Source organism: Bradyrhizobium sp. CFUWI, from assembly GCF_056429085.1.
The window spans coordinates 1-17,603 of record NZ_JBWJZE010000048.1 but is presented as its reverse complement, the minus strand read 5'-3'; the positions used below and the strand labels follow the sequence as shown (position 1 = coordinate 17,603).

Below are 17,603 nucleotides of genomic sequence, written 5' to 3'. Positions count from 1 at the left end.
GCGGCCTGCTGCGTGGCCGGCGCCGGAGCCGGAGGGGGGGCCGGCGGCGCGGGCGGCGGCAATACCGCGGTCTCGGCCGGCGCATTGCTGGCGGTTGGCGCCGCAGGGGGAGCCGGCGGTGGCGCCACGGCCGCGGAGGCCGGCGCAGGCGCCTGGGCAGCCGCGGGCGCTTGAGGAGCCGCAGGCGCTTGGGCCGCCGCGGGCGGCGGGGCGATTGGGGCAGGCGCGGGAACTGGTGCAGCCGGCGTTTGCGGCTCGACCGTGGCTTGCTGGGGCGGCTGCTGGCCCGGCGCCGTTTCGTTCTTCTTGGCCTTCTTGGCCTTGGTCTGGCCGGTGTTGTCGTACACGCCGGGGATCTGAACCGTGCCGCGGTCGGGGTCGATGCGGATGGTGTGTCCGCCATATTCGAACGTGTACTGCGCCTGGGCAGCTGTGCTCGCCAACAGGAATGCGGCCGTGGCCAACAGCTTCCTCATTTCCATCTCCTGAACAGGTGGTCCCCGCACCGACGCTTACGCGGCGGTTCGATTGCAAAACGTGATCTAGATCACTGTCTCGGTATGAGTCGCCGTCCTGCGGTTCAGGGTTCAATAGGCGAGGGGCCGGTCCAAAGTTGGGCCGAGGCAGCGACAGGAGGACGCGGCCTGAAGCGCCATGCCAACGGAATCGGAACGGGATTCCAAGGTCTGACCTCAGCGCGTCTTCTTGACGGCAGCGGTTCCTTGCCTCGCGCGACAACGCTCTAATCGAACCAGGCGGCGTAGATCTTCCTGTAGCTGCCGTCTTCCATGGAAATGTGCAGCCATTGGTCGACGAAGGCCTTCAGCGCCATGTCGCGCTGGAGCCAGTAGGCCTTCTCGGAGAAATCGAACGGTTTTTCCGGATGCACCGCGCAGAGCACGCCTTGATGCTGCTTCTGCTGGTAGCGCGTCTCGGAGGCGTCCGTCATCATCAGGTCGGCATTGCCCTTGGCGATCTCGTCGAAGATCACGGTGTTGTCGGGGAAGACGGTGATGTCGGCGTCCTTGATGTTGGCGCGCGCGAAGCGCTCGTTGGTGCCGCCGGGATTGACGATCACGCGGGTGCCCTTCTTGTCGATGTCGGCGATGCTCTGATACTTGCCGACGTCGGCGCAGCGCGTGATCGGCGTCTTGCCCTCGCGCATGATCGGCGTCGAGAAGAAGCCCTTCTTCTGGCGGTCGAGCGTGACCGAGACGCCGCCCATCGCGATGTCGAACTGGTCGGCCTCGAAATCCTTCATCAGCTTCGGCCAGGCCGTGGCTACGTATTCGACCTTGACCCCGAGCGCCTTGCCGAGCGATTCCGCCATATCGACGTCGAAGCCGCTGAATGTCTGCGTCGCCTTGTCCAGATAGGTGAAGGGCTTGTAGTCGCCGGTCATGCCGACCCGCAAGGTGCCGCGCTTGACGATCTCGTCGAGCCGCGAAGGCGCCTGCTGCGCTTGGGCCGAAAGGTTTGCCAACAACGCCACGGCCAAAGCCAATGCGATACGCACGATCATCTCTTCTCCACCCCTGCGTAAGCTGTCATTGTACAGCTCTTCACAGCGTGGATTTAAACCAGATGCGCGCCTCTGGCGAGGCGGAATTGAAAGGAATCTCGACGTGACGATCTCGACGTACGAGGCCTCGGTCGGCCTCTTCGTGCCGTATTTGCGTAACCTCTCCGCGCTGCTCGACAAGGGCGTCGCCTATGCGGAGGCCCGCAAGTTCAACCCGGCAGTCCTGCTCGGCATGCGCCTTGCGCCGAACATGTACGACCTCGCACAGCAGGTGGGTGAAGCCTGTCGCCACGCCGTCGTCGCGCCGGCCTTGCTGGCCGACTGCGAGCCCGTAGCGTTGCCGGCGCTGGAGCGCGACATGGCCGGGCTCCAGGCGCGCATCGCGACCTCGATCGAGTTCATTGAAAGCCTGCCGCGCGCAGAGATCGAGGCGGCGGCGGAGCGCAATGTCTTCTTCAAGCTGAAGAACGGGACCGAGCTGCCCTTCACCGGGCGGACGCTGCTGCTGACGTTCAGCGTCCCCCAGTTCTTCTTTCACGTCACGACCGCCTACGACCTGTTGCGGCACGCGGGCGTCGAGCTTGTGAAAAAGGATTATCTCGGAAGGAAGTAGTTGCGGAGACTCGTGTGCACCTCTCCCTACGGGAGAGGTGCACAACGACCTCCGGTGCAGCTTTACGCTTCGCCTTTGCGCTCGTAGTCGGCGAGCGAGCTTCGGCCGGCGATCTCGCTGCGCAGCTCTTCGAAGCGACGATGTGACTCGTCCTCCCGTTCGTCAACGAAGCGCACGGCGGCCTCGCTCGTCATCGGGCCGCTGACCACGGGGGCGGATTGCTCGCCGATGGTCTCGTGGACGTAGAACTGGCCGTCATCGCCGCGATTGACCGTCCATTTGAGGCGGATCGCGACCATCGGACCAGGGCCAACCTTGCTGTAGCCATCCGCATCGATGTGCTCTGGCACCAGCGGCTGCTCGTCGATCATTGGATGCTCGTCGACAGCATGATGTTCTTCGACCGACGGCTGCTCACCGACGACGACGATCTCGGTCTCCCGGATGGTCTCGGTCTCACGAACGACGAGGACGGGCTCGGGGTGCTCCAAAATGCTGGCGATGGTCGCCAGCGCGTGGTCGGTCGGGTCGATCTCTGACAAGGCTCCATCCTCCAGCTCGACGCGGCCGGCCAGTTCTGTCCCACTGCCGCCGCGGCCGGGAACATTAGGCGCGCTTGATTAAGGCTGAGTTGGGGCCCGATCTGCGCCAAAATGGGACGCTTCCTGGCGTTCCGAAGGCGGGCGCTTCCGTCGCTCGCCAGGACCCAGCTTGGCTCAGCTCAGCCGAGCACGTCCTGATTGATCACGTTCTGCCGGATCGGATCGCCGTCGAGCACGCTCAGGATGTTGCGCGCGGTCTGCTCGCTCATGCGCTGGACCGCCTCGACCGTGACGCCGGCGACGTGCGGGGCGATGATGACGTTGGGCAGGGCGAACAGCGCGTTGCTGACCGGCGGCGGCTCCACCTCGAACACGTCGATGCCAGCGCCGGCCAGCTTGCCCGAGACCAGCGCGTCGTGGAGCGCGGCTTCCTTGACGATGCCGCCGCGCGCGGTGTTGATGAGATAGGATCTCGGCTTCATCCGGCCGATCCGCGCCGCATCGAACAGGCCGACCGTCTCCGGCGTCTTCGGGCAGTGGATGGTGACGAAATCGGCGTTCGGCAGCGCGGCGTCGAGGTCGGCGACGAGCTCGCAGCCGGCAGCCTTGATCTCGGCGGCAGGCTTGTAGGGATCGTAGACCTGCACCTTCATTTCCATCGCCAGGCAGCGCTTGGCGGTGCGGCTGCCGATGCGACCGAACCCGATCACCAGCACGGTCTTGCCGTAGAGATCGAACGGCAGCATGCCGAGCCGGTCGGCCCATTTGCCGTCCTTGACGCAGGCGTGCAGCTCCTGGGCGCGCTTGGCCAGCGTCAGCATCATGAACAGCGCCGCTTCCGCGACCGAGGGCGAGTTTGCGCTGCCCGCAACCATCAGCGGCACCTTGCGGCGGGAGAGGGCGGGAACGTCGACGGCGTCGTAGCCGACGCCGATCCGGGTCACCACCTTCATGTCTCTTGCGGCCTCGAGCTCGGCCTCGCCGAAGGCGGTGGCGCCGAGCGCGACGCCGTGGACCGGCGCGTGGCGCTTCAGCAAGGCCTCGAAATCCGCAGCCGAGATAAGGTTCGCAAACTCGACGAGCTCGATATCGTCCCGCCGGGTGAGGAGGGCGCGTGCCCCTTGCGACAAAGTTTGCGTAACGAAAATCTTCTTCTTGTTGGTCGCCATCGTCCCCTGCCTGCGCGAGTTTCTTGAACCGGCGTCACAACACGGCGCCGGTCGCCTCGTTTAGCAGGTGCATATTGTTGAGGTCCATCGCCAAACGCATGGGAGCCCCGTCCTTGGCGCCGGCATTGGGATTGACGCGGCCGCAGACCGGCGTGCCCTCGAGTCCGAAATAGACCAGTGTCTCCATTCCCATCGGCTCGGTGACGTCGAGCACGGTGTCGAAGGTTTCGACGCCGGGCTCCAGATGCGCATGCGACTCGGTGAGATGCTCGGGCCGCAGGCCGAGCAGCAGCTTGTCGGTGCGCGGCAGCGAATTGTAGCGCGCGGCCCGGGCCGGCGGCAGCGGGAAGGCAATGCGGTCGGTGAGGCGGATCTGCAGCGTGCCGCCGACGTCCTCGAGCCGGCATGGGATGAAGTTCATCGCCGGCGAGCCGATGAAGCCGGCGACGAAGCGCGTCGCAGGCTTGTGATAGAGCTCGTTCGGCGTGCCGATCTGCTCGATCCGTCCCTTGTTCATCACCACGACGCGGTCGGCCAGCGTCATCGCCTCGACCTGGTCGTGGGTGACGTAGACGGTGGTGGTGCGCACCTTCTGGTGCACCTTCTTGATCTCGATCCGCATCTGCACGCGCAGTTTCGCGTCGAGATTGGACAGCGGCTCGTCGAACAGGAAGACCTTCGGATTGCGCACGATGGCCCGCCCCATCGCGACGCGCTGGCGCTGGCCGCCGGAGAGCTGCTTCGGCTTGCGGTCGATCAGGTCGGTGATGTCGAGCAGGCGGGCGGCCTCCGTCACCCGCGCCTTGATCTCGGCCTTCGGATAGTGCTTCAGGCGCAGCCCGAACGACATGTTCTCCGCGACCGTCATGTGCGGGTAGAGCGCGTAGTTCTGGAACACCATCGCGATGTCGCGGTCCTTCGGTGGCACGTCGTTGACGATGTCGCCGCCGATCATGATGTCGCCGTCGCTGATGTCCTCGAGCCCTGCGATCATGCGCAGCGTCGTCGACTTGCCGCAGCCGGAGGGACCGACCAGCACGATGAACTCGTGGTCGGCGATGTCGAGATCGATGCCGCGCACGGCTTCGACATCGTCGTAACGCTTAACTACCTTCCGCAAAGCAACTTCAGCCATCGAACTTCAGCTCCTCGCCATCAACCCTTTGTCGCACCGGCGGTCAGGCCGGCAATGTAATAGTCCATCAGGAAGGCGTAGACGATCAGCGGCGGCGCAGCGCCGAGCAGCGCGCCGGTCATGATCTGCCCCCAGTTGAAGACGTCGCCCTTGATCAGGCTGGTGATGATGCCGACCGGCAGCACCTGTTGATCGGTCGAGGTCGTGAACACCAGCGGATAGAGAAATTGCGCCCAGGAGACCGTGAAGGCGAAAATGGTCGCCGCAATGATGCCGGGGAAGGCAACCGGAATGAAGATGCGTGTCAGCGTCTGAAACCATGACGCGCCGTCGATAATGGCGGCTTCATCGAGTTCCTTCGGGATCGATGCGAAGTAGCCGATCATGATCCAGGTGCAGAACGGCACCGTGAGCGTCGGATAGACGATCAGCAGCACATACCATTTGTTGATCAGCTGTATTCCAGTGAACTCGCCGAATGCCGCAAACATCTTGAACAGCGGCAGAAACAGCAGCGTCTCGGGGATCAGGTAGGTCAGGAAAACCCCGGTCGCGAGCGTCGCAGAGCCCCAGAACCGCATCCGCGCCAGCGCGAAAGCGGCCGGCACGCTGATCAGCATGGTGATCGTCACCACGAAGATCGAGACGAACGCGGAATTGCGGAAGAACGTCAGGAACTGGTTCGAGGTCAGCAATCCGATATAGTTTTCCAGCGTCGGGTGAAAAACCCACCACGGATTGGTCGCCGCCGATATCTCGGCGCTGGTCTTGAGCGATGTGACCAGCATGTAGAGGGGTGGCACAAGAGAGAAGATCGCGAAGAGGGTGAGGAAAAAATAGGACCATCGCAGCGCCCATGTCCGGTCGCGGCTCATGCTGCCATACTTGACCGTGCGCCTCGGCGCGCTCTTGTCGACTGTTACCGTGCTCATCAGGCTTCATTCCCGCGCTTGTTGACATCCCGCAGGATGAATACCGCTGCGATGGCCAGGATCGGCAGCATGAACAGCGAGACGCTGGCGCCGAGCGGAATGTCGCTGCCTTCGATACCGATCCGGAACGCCCAGGTCGCGAAAATATGGGTGTGATCCAGCGGACCGCCGGCGGTCAAGATTCGGACGATATCGAAATTGGCGAAGGTGACGATCAGCGAGAAAAGCGTCGTGATCGCGATGATGTTTCGCATCATCGGCAACGTGACATACCAGAGGCGCTGCCACCAATTGGCGCCATCGATGGCGGCGGCCTCGTAGAGCTGCTCCGGCACGGATTTCAGCGCCGCCAGATACATGATCATGAAGAACGGCGCGCCGACCCAGATGTTGACGAGAATGACCGAGAAGCGGGCCCACATGGCATCGCCGGTCCACGGGATCGGCCCGATACCGAAGAAAGAAAGCGTGTAGTTGAACGCACTGTAGGAGGGGTCGAACAGCCACAGCCACGCCAGTGTGCTCATCGCCGGGGGGATGACCCACGGTACCAGCAGCATGCCGCGCCATTTGCGCTGGCCCTTGGCCGGTATGTTGTGAACGAAGTGCGCAATGATAAAGCCCAGCAGAGCCTTGAAGATGACGGCTGTGATCGCGAAGATGCAGGATTGCTTCACCACGAGCCAAAACGTTTCGCGCTTGAACAGAAACTCGAAATTGCCGAGGCCGACGAACCGCTGCATCGACTTGTTCAGCGACGCCAGATGCAGCGAATAAAACGCCGGATAGATCACCAGGATGGCGATCAGCAGGATCAGCGGCAGCGTCATGAGGAAAGCGGCGGTCGATTTTCGCTTGAGCGCCTTGTGCAGGCTGGAGCGTTTCCGTGCCGGTTGCGTTGCGCCTACCTTGTTCGGCTGCAATGCGACATCAGCCATGATGTATCTTCCTTGCGCGATTCACTTCGATGAACCAATTCCCGGGATTGCGGCGAAAGCCGGCTTGACGTCGGCTTTCGCTTGCGCTGGCGCGAAAACGGATTCGCCGCAGCGTCCCCGCAACACGCGGGCCGTCGCGGCGATCTCCCTCCGTCCTAGCTCCGCATGTAGCCCTCACACTCGCCTTCCGCCCAGGCCAGCGTCTTTTCCATCGCCTCGCCTTGATGGAATCTCAGGCACATCTTGGTCAGGATGGCCTGGGTATAGATCTGTTGCGCGACCTTCGGCGGCGCCGGTGAGGCGGCGATCGACAGCGTTTGGTGCTTGAATGGATTTGGATAGTGGAACAGCGTGCCCTTCGGCGGGCCTTCTTCCGCCCAGGTCTTCAGGGTCGTGAGTTTCTCGAATGCCGGCAGGTCATAGCCACCGCTGGCCGCGACGAGTCGCTCGACCGCAGCCGGTTGCGATAGATAAACCAGCAGGCTCTTGGCGGCTGGCTTGTTCTTGGAAAAATTCCAGACGCTCCAGAAGTACGGAAGGAACGGTGCAAATCGTCCTTTCGGTCCTACTGGGAAGCCGTGGGTCCAGCATTGCTCGGCGACCTGCGGCGCGTCCCGCTTGGCGACTGCCCAGGCGCTGGGCGGATTCATGATGAGCGAGGCCTCGCCGGAAACCAGCGCCTTGTTGTTATGGGAGTCGTCCCAGGACGCGACGCCCGCTGGCAAGAAGGGGATGAGCTTCTTGTAGAATTCGAGAGCCTGCCTTACCCCATCGCTCTTGACGGTGATGTTGCCCTTGCCGTCGACGAGCTGGCCACCGAACGCCTGAAAAAACGCGCCCGCAGTATCGACTGAGTCGGTTGTCTCACCCAGTCCGATCCCGAACGGATTGCCGCCTTTCTTGCACGCTTCTGCCGCTTTCAGGAATGTGTCCGTCGTCCAGTTGTCGGCTTTGGGCGGGCTGCCGGCCGGATACATTTCCTGCACATCGATGCCGGCGTGCTTCTTCAACAGATCGATGCGCGAGCAGGGACCCTTGATCTGGCTGCCGATCGTGGCGGGAACGCCAAGCCATTTATCGCCGGACTTGCCGAGATACTGGACCGTGCCGTTCACCTCGCCGTTCTGCTTGATCAACGGCTCCATAACGTCGTTCATGGGCTCGAGCAGATCGGACTGCGCGTGTGGCCACCATGTCGGCATCGCGAGGATGTCATGGCCGGATTTCGCCTGGCCTTCTGCGGCGATTTTCAGCTGGATTCCGTTGCCTTGACTCGAGATATAGTCGATCGAAATCTCTACCTTCTCCTTGGCGGCCCATTCATTGACCAGTTCGGTCGAGGTCTTGTTGGCGCCGGGCACCCAGTGGTCCCAGAACCCGATTGCGAGCTTGCCGGCGGCGTAGGCGCCCCGGACGTAGGGCGCCGTGATCAGCGCCGCGGAGGACATTGCAGTGGCAGCCACAAATTGACGTCGCGTCAGTCTCTTGCGTGACATCTCGTTTCCTCGCTTGGGTGTTTGTTGTTGGAGTTTCCTCTAAGACGTCTTTTCCGAGTTTCTTGTTGTTCGATTTTCTTGTTGATGCCGTCGGCCCGATGGCAATTCACCGATCCGCAACAAATTGGTAGCGCGATCAGATCATGATTGATCGCGTCTGTCGAGAAACCCGAACGGCTCGCACATAGAACTAACGTTGTGTCCTGAAAGGTTGGCGTGCTGTGGCGGTCGTGAGCTGCCAACGCTTGTTTTTTGCGACGCACACTTGGCCTGAACCGGCCAGGAACAATCCATGCGCAATTACGCCGCAGTTTCGAATGAGCCTTCATAACCGCTTCGCGCGAAAGACTTTTCGGGCGTGGACAGTACCTGGCTGCGGCTGGACCGCGAAGCGGTGGAAACGATAGAGTTACGGTGGGCGGGTTGGCTGCCGCCCAACAGGCGAGCGAGATCGACGATGGAGACGAGAATGATCAACCCGGTGCCGTCAGCGCGGCTTCACATGCGGCGATGCATCGCGCTCGGGGCCGCGCTCGCGCTGCTGCTCGGTGCCGCCGCCGTGGCCAATGCGCAAGGTCTGGTTAAAGGCGTTCAGGACGGCGCGGCCGCCGGCAACAAGGCGGCAGGTCCGGTCGGTGGCGTGCTCGGCGGCGCAATCGGCGGCGTGGTCGGCGTCTTCACCGGCGTGCTCGGCGTCGGCAACAACAATGGCGGCAATCCGCCGCCGGCCGCCAAGGAGTCCAGCAAGGACGCCAAGCAGCAGGGCGCAGCCAAGGACAAGGACGCCAAGACTGCCAAAGGGGGCAAGGGCGCCAAGGCGAGCAAGGAAGCCAAGAACGCTCCGCAGGGCAAGGACAATAAGGACGTTACCGTCCTCACCCAGCCCGGCGCGCCGCAGCAGACCGCCGAGCAGATCGTGGCCAACAGCGATTCCTATATCGAGCGGATCAAGACCGAGCTGAACCTCACGCCCGAACAGGAGAAGCACTGGTACGGCTTTTCGAGCGCGATGCACTACCTGGGACATAATGGTGCAGAGCGGCTCAACTTGCGGGTTGCGCGTGCCAAGCGCGATCCGCCCGACGACATCATCGAGCAGATGCGCAACGAGGCGCAGTTTCTGATCGACCGTGCCGCCGACCAGCGCAATGTCGCCGACGCCGCCGAGCCGCTCTATTCGAGCCTCGATGACAAGCAGAAGCAGGTCTTCATCCAGGAGATGGTGCGCCTGAGCCACGAGCGCGGACTGGATTGATCAAGTTGAATCGGATCGGGCGCCTCTGAATTAACGGCGCCCGCCACGAATTCGTGTATCCTCTCCGCAATTGATGTATGGTTAGCTTCGCAAGCTGACTGCGGAGTTGAGATGGCGGACGGACTCTCCGTTTTCCTGGTCGAAGACGAGGCGTTGATCCGGATGATGATCGCCGACATGGTGGTGGAACTCGGCCACCACGTCGTCGCGGAAGCGGACAATGTTCGGGACGCGAGCGCGTTCGCCATGACCGCGCAATACGATCTGGCCATCCTCGACATCAATCTCATGGGCGTCTACGTCGATCCCGTCGCCGACTTGATCGAACGTCGCGGCAAGCCGTTTCTGTTCGCCACCGGTTACGGGCCAGAACTGCTGCCGTCCTTGCTCCGGCGCCGGCCGATCCTGCGCAAGCCGATCGCGATGGATCAGCTCAAGGCGATGATCGATTCGATGTTTCCTGGAGCCTCGGCCCAGGCGCCGCACTGACCCACGGCACAGATGCCGCACCGTTGACGACGAAGACGCCTGACGACAAAGACGCCGCAGCTCAGCTGCGGCCGTTCTTCAGCACCCTGGCAATGGTGTGGGCCGTCATGGCCGCCCGGTCCGAGGCGCGCTGTGCGGCCAGCCGGTCCCGCGCCTTTTCCTCGATCAAGAGGTCGATCAGGGCCAGCCGCTTGTCCTCGTCGTCCGCCTCGCTCAGCAGGCGGTGATAGCGGTGATAGTCGAAACCCAGATCCTGCTTACGCATGTCACGCCCCCGCAACTACGCCACACACGGTCTGATTGTTTCGCATAGGGAACATGGAGGCAAGCACGTTCATGCGTGGAACCGCGCGGACGCTGAATCATCTGTGAATATTGGAACCAGCGAGCGGGGCGAATTCCCGCGCAGCTCAATCCACGTTATGGTCGGCAAACATCTTCAGGCCGACGAAGCTCGCATCGGGCTTGATCACCAGCCTGGTCGGGATGTTGCGCAAATAGTCCTGGAACCTGCCCTTGGCTTCGAAGCGCGGCCGGAACGCGGAGGCGGTCAGGAACTCGGGAAAGCGCGGCACGATTCCGCCGGCGACATAGACGCCGCCGCGGGCGCCGAACGTCACCGCGAGATTGCCGGCGACCGAGCCCAAGATGGCGCAAAACATCTCGAGCGTCGCCCGGCTAACGGGACAGCTGCCCTCCAGGGCCGCCTTGGTGATGCCGGCAGCATCGCGATGCGGCACCTGAGCGCCGTCAACTTCCGCCAAGGCTTCGTAGAGATTTTGCAGCCCGGAACCCGAGAGCGCGCCGCGTTCGATGGAGACGTGGCCGAGGCGTCGGCGCAAGCACGCGATCACGCGTTCCTCGCGCTCATTCTCCGCCGGCAGGGTCGCGTGTCCGGCTTCGGTGACGACGGCGAGGCGCGCGCCATGGCGTTGGACCAGACAGGAGACGCCAAAGCCGGTTCCGGGACCGACCACCAGCAACGGCTCGCCGGACAGGCCATCGCCGCCGCCGAGCGGGATGAGATCGGCAGGCTGCAAGGCGGGCAGGGACCAGGCTACCACCTCGAAGTCGTTGAGCACGTGGACGCTGTCGAAGCCCAGAGCCGGTTGCAGCTCGTTGCCGTCGATGACCCAGGGGCTGTTGGTCATGACGCAGCGGTTGTTGGTGACGGGACCCGCCACGGCCAGCACGGCCCTTCGGGGCTGTTCGCCACCGGCCCGACGCGCCAGGACGTCCGCGATGGCCTCCCGGACCGTCGGAAAGTCGGCGACCTTTACATAATCGATCGGTCCGGATTGATCGCCTTGGCCCAATTCTTGGCCCAATTCGCTCCGGCTCAGCGCGAAGCGCGCATTGGTGCCGCCGATATCGGCGAGAAGAATCTGTCCTGTCTTGCCGATATTCATGATCTCGTGGCCGCCGCCGCCTTCCGGCCTCGGCAACCCTGTCCTCCGCGCCTTCGACCCCATCCACCCGTCACGAACAGTTTCGAGAATCCGCCCTCGGGTGCGCCTAGTCAACACGGACGAGGCCAAACCGTTGCATCCTGGCGGCCGTAGTGACCAATTCGCGCAGGCTCCGCAAGGTGGCGGCGGTTGCGAAGCTGGGCGGGAAGACCGACACTAAGGCGGGCCTGTCCGGCGGCCGGCGCGCCGGGCACATGGAAGGAATGAGATTGGCGATGAAGATTTCCGACCACGACGTGCTGCTGGCGATCGATGTGCAGAACGACTTCTGCACCGGCGGAGCGCTCGCCGTTCCCGGCGGTGAGAAGGTCGTCCCCGCGATCAACCGAATCGCCCAAAAATTCGCCAATGTGGTGCTGACCCAGGACTGGCATCCGCGCGACCACGTTTCATTCGCGACGAACCATGCGGGCAAGCAGCCGTTCCAGACCATCGAGCTCGACTATGGCACCCAGGTGCTCTGGCCGGCGCATTGCGTGCAGGGCACCTCGGGCGCCGAATTCCATCGCGATCTCGACGTCGTCAGGGCGAGCCTGGTGGTGCGCAAGGGGTTTCGCCGCGGCATCGATTCCTATTCGGCATTGTTCGAGAACGACCACAAGACGGCGACGGGCCTGCTCGGCTATTTGCGCGAACGTGAGCTGAAGACTGTCTTTGTCGCCGGTCTCGCGCTGGACTTCTGCGTCCGCTTCTCGGCGGAGGATGCGCGCAAGGCGGGGTTGGAGGTGGCCGTGATCGAGGACGCCTGCCGCGGCATCGATCTCGACGGCTCGGTGGCCGCGGCCCATCGGAGCTTTCGCGAGCTCGGCGTCTCCGTCGTCAGCCTCGAGGCGTTTTTATAAGGACCTCGTCATGGTGGACAAGATCGGCAAACAGCCGGGCGGACCGGGTCATGCTCCCGACGAGTCGTTGCTATGGCCGTTCACGGCAGCCCGGCTGGCCATGGACGCTTGCTTCTGGTGGGTCGAGCGCGGCCGGGCAGAGCAGGATGAGAGCAACCTGCCGTGGACGACGCCCAACCGCGTTGCGCTCGAGCTTGCGACGATGCGCCTGCGCGATTGCTCGCAGAGCCGGTCAGGTCAGCCCGTGCTGGTCTGCGCGCCCTATGCGCTGCATCGGGCTTTGATCGCCGATTTCGCGCCCGGCCACAGTGTGGTGGGGTCCCTGCAAGACGGCGGCATCGACCGGATCTATCTCACCGATTGGCGCTCAGCCACCCCCAGCATGCGCTATCTTTCGATCGACAGCTATCTCGGCGATCTCAATGTCGCCATCGACGAGATCGGCGCGCCGGTCGATCTGGTCGGCCTGTGCCAGGGCGGTTGGCTGTCGCTGCTCTATGCGGCGCGCTTTCCGGCCAAGGTGCGGCGGCTGGTGCTGGTCGGCACCCCCATCGACCTCTCGATCGATTCGCCGTTGTGCCGGCTCACCCGCAACGCGCCCGAGATGGTGTACGACCAGCTCGTCGCACGCGGTGGCGGCAATGTCAGCGGCGGGGAGATGCTCCGCTTGTGGTCCAAGGCGCCAAACCGCGATGATATCGTGGCGGCGTTGCAGAGGGACCTGTCGGACGAGGAAGGCGCGTCGCTGCTCGCGCGCTTCGACCACTGGAACGCGGAGACGCTCGATCTGCCGGGTGCGTATTATCTGGAGGTCGTCAACCGGATCTTCCGGGAGAACCAGATCGCCGGCGGCAGCTTCAAAGCGCTTGGCCGCACGGTCGATCCGAAGGACGTCAAGGCGCCGGTTTTCCTGCTCGCCGGGCTCGACGACGACGTCGTGCCGGCTGCGCAGGCGCTCGCCACAGCTGGTCTTCTCGGCACGCCGCCAGCCTTCATTGCTGCGGCTTCCGAGCCGAGCAACCACCTTGGCCTGTTCATGGGGGCGCGCACCCACGCGCATGCCTGGCCGCGGATCGCCGAATGGCTGCGCGACGACCTGTCGGGCGTGCTGGCCCGCAGCGCATGAGCTTGTCGGGCGCGAACCGGCGGCCCTGCAAATCCGTTATGCATGACGGCGGATGGCCTGCACGCGCCCCGGCCGATGGGCTACATATGATCCGGAGCTGACGGCTTCGGCAGCGAAGAGACCAAGGGTACTGCGCTCGATGACTTTCCACTCGATCTACGCCCACGGATTTGCGCGCGTGGCGGCCTGTGTCACCACGTCCCATGTCGCCGATCCCTCGGCCAACGCAAAGGCTGTGCTGGCGGCAGCCAACGCCTGCCACGAGCAGTCGGTGGCGGTCGCGGTGTTTCCCGAGCTGTGCCTGTCCGGCTATGCCATCGAGGATCTGGTCAAGCAGGACCCGCTGCTCGATGCCGTCGAGCGCGGCCTCGCCGGCCTGGTCGAGGCCTCCGCGGCACTGATGCCGGTCCTGATCGTCGGCGCGCCGCTGCGCTTTGGCCATCGCATCTACAATTGCGCCGTCGTCATACATCGCGGCAACGTTCTCGGCGTGGTGCCGAAGACCTATTTGCCGACCTACCGCGAATTCTACGAGGGCCGGCACTTCGCCTCCGGCGCCGGCATGGTCGGGGAAACGATCGCGTTCGGCGGGCTGCATGCGCCGTTCGGCGTCGACCTGCTGTTCTCGGCCGAGGACGTTCCGGGCCTCACCATCGGCGTCGAGATCTGCGAGGACATGTGGATCCCGGTGACGCCGGCCTCGGAGCTCGCGCTCGCCGGCGCGAGCGTGCTGATCAATCTCTCGGGCAGCCCGATCACGATCGGCCGGGCGCGCTCGCGCGCGCTGCTGTGCCAGTCGACATCGGCGCGCTGTCTCGCGGCTTATGTCTACTCCGCCGCCGGGGCAGGGGAATCGACCACCGATCTGTCCTGGGACGGCCAGACCTCGATCTACGAGAACGGCGTGCTGCTGGCCGAGGGCGAGCGCTTCCGCCAGAGCGGCCAGATCACCACTGCCGACATCGATCTCGACCTGCTGAGGCAGGAGCGCGCGCTGATGGGCACGTTCGACGACAACCGCAGGCAGCGCGAGGCGTTTTTCCGCAAGGTGACATTCGCGTTGAAGCCACCGGCCGCCGACATCGGCTTCCTGCGCAAGGTGGAGCGTTTCCCGTTCGTACCGAGCGACGAAAGCCTGCTCGAGCAGGATTGCTACGAGGCCTACAACATCCAGGTCGCAGGTCTTGTGCAGCGCATGCGCGCCACCGGCACCAAGCGCGTCGTGATCGGCGTCTCGGGCGGGCTCGATTCCACCCACGCGCTGATCGTCGCCGCCAAGGCGGTCGATCTGCTCGGCCTGCCGCGCGAGAACATCCTGGCCTACACCATGCCGGGCTTTGCCACCGGCAGCGAGAGCAAGACCCACGCACTGGCGCTGATGCAGGCGCTGCAGACGAGCTGGCAGGAACTCGACATCCGCACCACGGCGACGCAGATGCTGAAGGACATCGGCCATCCCTTCGGCCGGGGCGAGAAGGTCTACGACGTCACCTTCGAGAACGTTCAGGCCGGCCTGCGTACGGATTATCTGTTCCGGCTCGCCAACCATCACGGCGGCATCGTGATCGGTACCGGCGATCTCTCCGAGCTCGCGCTCGGCTGGTGCACCTATGGCGTCGGCGACCAGATGGCGCATTACAACGTCAATGCCGGCGTGCCGAAGACGCTGATCCAGCACCTGATCCGCTGGGTGATCTCGTCCAGGCAGTTCAGCGCCGACGTCAACCGCACGCTCGGCGCGATCCTGGCGGCCGAAATCTCGCCCGAGCTGGTGCCGGTGGAGGCCGGCCAGAAGCCGCAGAGCACGGAAGCGTCGGTCGGACCGTACGAGCTGCAGGATTTCAACCTGTTCTACACGCTGCGGTTCGGCATGCGCCCGTCCAAGATCGCCTTCATGGCGCAGCACGCCTGGAAGGACGTGGCCAAGGGCGAATGGCCGCCGGCCTTCCCGAGCGACCGGCGCAGGGCGTATGATCTGCCCGAGATCCGCCGCTGGCTCGAAGTGTTTCTGCGCCGCTTCTTCGCCTTCAGCCAGTTCAAGCGCTCGGCGATGCCGAACGGCCCGAAGGTCTCGGCGGGCGGCTCATTGTCGCCCCGCGGCGACTGGCGCGCACCGTCGGATTCGAGCGCGGCGGCCTGGCTCGAGGATCTCGAGCGGAACGTGCCGAACTGATCGGGCGGCGGATCGGTGGGGGATGATCGGATGTCGGCGGTGGATGGAGCACAGGAGGAGCCCAGGGTCGTCAACGGCCTCTACATCTTCGACATCGAGATGCGCGACGGCAAGCGCGGCCAGGCGAGGGGCGTCGTGGTGCTCTGCGACGGCCGCATCATGGGTGGCGATAGCTATTTCTATTACACCGGCAGCTACACCTTCCGGAACGGAAAGTGGCGCGGCGACATGATCGTCAACCAGCATACCGAAGCCGTCGGCAGGACGCTCGTCTTCGGCGGCAGGGAGGTCACCTGCGGTTTCTCGGGCGACTATTCCGCCGGCGGCGCCGAGGTCGAAGGCATGGCGCTGGTCGGCAAGACCAGTGTGACATTCACAGCCCGCCTCACGCTCAAGGACGCGATGTAAGCCCGGTTTGATCGCCCTCGTTCCTCCTCAGGAACCTTCGCACCCACAGTACGTTTGCCTGTGTTGTTGCGAATTTTCGAGGAGAGGGACTATGCGCAGGCACTTGATGCTATCGACTGCGGCTATCGGATTGATGCTTGCTTCCGGCGTCGCCTACGCCCAGGCGCCCGGTGAGCGCAAAGACGAGCCGAAACGGACCGAGGAGCCGGCGAAAGGCGCCGCGCCGCAGCGCGGCGGCGCCCAGGAACGTGTTCAAGAGCGTGCACAGGGCGCCCAGGAGCGACTGCAGGGCGCGGGCCGCGAGGAGAAGGGCGGCGCTGCCAAGGAGGCCAACGACGACAAGCGCCAGCCGGCCAATTCTGCCGAGCGTAACCAGCCGAAGGCCAGAGATCAGGCACAAGAATCCCGCGAGCCTGCGCGCGATCGCAACCGTGAAGCCGAGAGTGCGAAACCGGGACGCGACGGCAAGAGCAGCGCAGAGACGAAGCAGGACAAGTCTGCGCCGCAGAAATCAACGGCCGAGACCGAGAAATCCAGGACCGGTCCCGCCGGCCAGCAGAACGAGCGGACTGGGGCTGCGGCCAACCAGAAAGAGCAGAACCAGGCCCAGCCGCCGCGCAATGCTGCCGATCAGCAGCAGCCGGCGCAGCAGACCAACCGGCCAGCCACCGCGACGGACACGAGCCGGACGGCTCCGACCAATGCGCAGACCGCGCCTGGCGGCTCGGGCACGCAGACCAATCAAGCCACCCAGACCACCCAGACCAATACGCAGGTCAATCAGCAGGCCCAGGTGACGTCCGAGAAGCAGGTGCGGATCTCCGAAACGGTGAGCAGGGCGCGCCTGGCCCAGCCGGAGCGCAATCTGAACATCTCGATCCGGGTCGGCGAGACGATTCCGCCGCGCGTGCGTCTCCACCGGCTTCCGCCCGAGATCGTGTCGATCGAGCCGGCATATCGCGACTACGAATATTTCGCCACGGATGACGATGTCGTCATCGTGGAGCCGCGTACGCATCGCATCGTCAGCCAGGTGCCGCGCGATCCGTCGCGAGCCCGCGCGCAAATGGGCGGCGCCGCCTCATCGAGCATGGCGGCGGCCGGCGCAAGTAACGTGAACTGCCAGATCATGCGGCGCGACGCGTCGGGCAATGTCGCCCAGGCAGAACCCTCAACCGTGGGATCGACCGCGCGGGGGGATTCCATGAGCGTGATGGTGCAGATGCCCGGCGGCGGCTCGTCCGCGCCGATCGCCCTCGGCGCCGCCGCGGGCAATATTGTGGTCGCAACACAGGGGCAGGGCGACTGCACGGTGACGATCGAACCGCAGACGCGCTGAGCGAAACACGACGCTGAAACGACAACGCGCCGCCCGGATGCCCCAACCGGACGGCGCGTTCTTGCGTTCAATCTCAGAAAGTGTCGAGGTCCGGAGTGCCTAGGAGTCCGGACCTCGTCACCTGCCCCAGCCTTCAATCCCCCGCCCCATGTGGT

Annotated in this window: 17 protein-coding genes and 1 pseudogene; 8 read left to right on the top strand and 10 right to left on the bottom strand. The window is 64.2% G+C overall.

Annotation, left to right across the window (positions count from 1 at the left end; genetic code table 11):
* Window positions 1-476, bottom strand: a pseudogene (locus AC066S_RS37575) (DUF2147 domain-containing protein); the annotation flags it as partial.
* Window positions 477-742: 266 nt separating this feature from the next.
* Complete coding sequence (locus AC066S_RS37570) at window positions 743-1,522, bottom strand: transporter substrate-binding domain-containing protein (protein WP_126257621.1); 780 nt, start codon at window positions 1,520-1,522, stop codon at window positions 743-745.
* A 103-nt stretch (window positions 1,523-1,625) separates the two neighbouring features.
* Between AC066S_RS37570 and AC066S_RS37565 the strand changes: the two genes are divergently transcribed.
* Complete coding sequence (locus tag AC066S_RS37565; protein WP_478271862.1) at window positions 1,626-2,135, top strand: DUF1993 domain-containing protein; 510 nt, start codon at window positions 1,626-1,628, stop codon at window positions 2,133-2,135.
* A 62-nt stretch (window positions 2,136-2,197) separates the two neighbouring features.
* Here the strand turns inward: AC066S_RS37565 and AC066S_RS37560 are convergent, their stop codons facing one another.
* The 6 genes from AC066S_RS37560 to AC066S_RS37535 form a co-directional block, all read right to left on the bottom strand.
* Window positions 2,198-2,677, bottom strand: a complete 480-nt coding sequence (locus AC066S_RS37560) for a hypothetical protein (protein ID WP_164718595.1) — start codon at window positions 2,675-2,677, stop codon at window positions 2,198-2,200.
* Window positions 2,678-2,856: 179 nt separating this feature from the next.
* On the bottom strand, window positions 2,857-3,846 hold the full coding sequence (locus AC066S_RS37555; RefSeq protein WP_478271861.1) for a hydroxyacid dehydrogenase: 990 nt from the start codon (window positions 3,844-3,846) through the stop codon (window positions 2,857-2,859).
* Between the two features lie 34 nt (window positions 3,847-3,880).
* A complete protein-coding gene (locus AC066S_RS37550) occupies window positions 3,881-4,981 on the bottom strand; it encodes an ABC transporter ATP-binding protein (RefSeq protein ID WP_126257623.1) in 1,101 nt (366 codons plus the stop codon).
* A gap of 20 nt (window positions 4,982-5,001) precedes the next feature.
* The gene (locus AC066S_RS37545) at window positions 5,002-5,913 is read right to left on the bottom strand and encodes a carbohydrate ABC transporter permease (RefSeq protein WP_135170626.1); all 912 of its coding nucleotides are present in this window, start codon (window positions 5,911-5,913) and stop codon (window positions 5,002-5,004) included.
* A complete protein-coding gene (locus tag AC066S_RS37540) occupies window positions 5,913-6,851 on the bottom strand; it encodes a carbohydrate ABC transporter permease (RefSeq protein ID WP_126257625.1) in 939 nt (312 codons plus the stop codon). The genes AC066S_RS37545 and AC066S_RS37540 overlap by 1 nt, the downstream gene beginning before the upstream one ends.
* A 155-nt stretch (window positions 6,852-7,006) precedes the next feature.
* A complete protein-coding gene (locus AC066S_RS37535) occupies window positions 7,007-8,347 on the bottom strand; it encodes an ABC transporter substrate-binding protein (protein WP_126257626.1) in 1,341 nt (446 codons plus the stop codon).
* A 469-nt stretch (window positions 8,348-8,816) separates the two neighbouring features.
* Between AC066S_RS37535 and AC066S_RS37530 the strand changes: the two genes are divergently transcribed.
* The gene (locus AC066S_RS37530; RefSeq protein ID WP_478271860.1) at window positions 8,817-9,602 is read left to right on the top strand and encodes a Spy/CpxP family protein refolding chaperone; all 786 of its coding nucleotides are present in this window, start codon (window positions 8,817-8,819) and stop codon (window positions 9,600-9,602) included.
* A 111-nt stretch (window positions 9,603-9,713) separates the two neighbouring features.
* Window positions 9,714-10,091: a response regulator gene (locus AC066S_RS37525; RefSeq protein WP_126257628.1), complete on the top strand. Its 378-nt coding sequence runs from the start codon at window positions 9,714-9,716 to the stop codon at window positions 10,089-10,091.
* Between the two features lie 61 nt (window positions 10,092-10,152).
* On the opposite strand, the gene AC066S_RS37520 is transcribed toward AC066S_RS37525, so the two are convergent.
* Entirely contained in the window at window positions 10,153-10,356 is a 204-nt protein-coding gene (locus tag AC066S_RS37520) for a hypothetical protein (protein ID WP_126257629.1), read from the bottom strand.
* A gap of 145 nt (window positions 10,357-10,501) precedes the next feature.
* The gene (gene glk, locus AC066S_RS37515) at window positions 10,502-11,500 is read right to left on the bottom strand and encodes a glucokinase (RefSeq protein WP_478271863.1); all 999 of its coding nucleotides are present in this window, start codon (window positions 11,498-11,500) and stop codon (window positions 10,502-10,504) included.
* A 263-nt stretch (window positions 11,501-11,763) separates the two neighbouring features.
* Between glk and pncA the strand changes: the two genes are divergently transcribed.
* The 5 genes from pncA to AC066S_RS37490 all read left to right on the top strand — a co-directional run bounded on the left by pncA (window position 11,764) and on the right by AC066S_RS37490 (window position 17,448).
* Complete coding sequence (gene pncA, locus AC066S_RS37510) at window positions 11,764-12,402, top strand: bifunctional nicotinamidase/pyrazinamidase (protein WP_126257630.1); 639 nt, start codon at window positions 11,764-11,766, stop codon at window positions 12,400-12,402.
* Window positions 12,403-12,412: 10 nt separating this feature from the next.
* A complete protein-coding gene (locus AC066S_RS37505) occupies window positions 12,413-13,528 on the top strand; it encodes an alpha/beta fold hydrolase (protein WP_478271859.1) in 1,116 nt (371 codons plus the stop codon).
* 139 nt (window positions 13,529-13,667) lie between these two features.
* A complete protein-coding gene (locus AC066S_RS37500) occupies window positions 13,668-15,701 on the top strand; it encodes an NAD(+) synthase (protein ID WP_126257632.1) in 2,034 nt (677 codons plus the stop codon).
* Window positions 15,702-15,731: 30 nt separating this feature from the next.
* Window positions 15,732-16,109: a GrlR family regulatory protein gene (locus tag AC066S_RS37495; RefSeq protein WP_478271858.1), complete on the top strand. Its 378-nt coding sequence runs from the start codon at window positions 15,732-15,734 to the stop codon at window positions 16,107-16,109.
* A 7-nt stretch (window positions 16,110-16,116) separates the two neighbouring features.
* Complete coding sequence (locus AC066S_RS37490; protein ID WP_478271857.1) at window positions 16,117-17,448, top strand: DUF1236 domain-containing protein; 1,332 nt, start codon at window positions 16,117-16,119, stop codon at window positions 17,446-17,448.
* Window positions 17,449-17,603 lie beyond the last annotated feature (155 nt).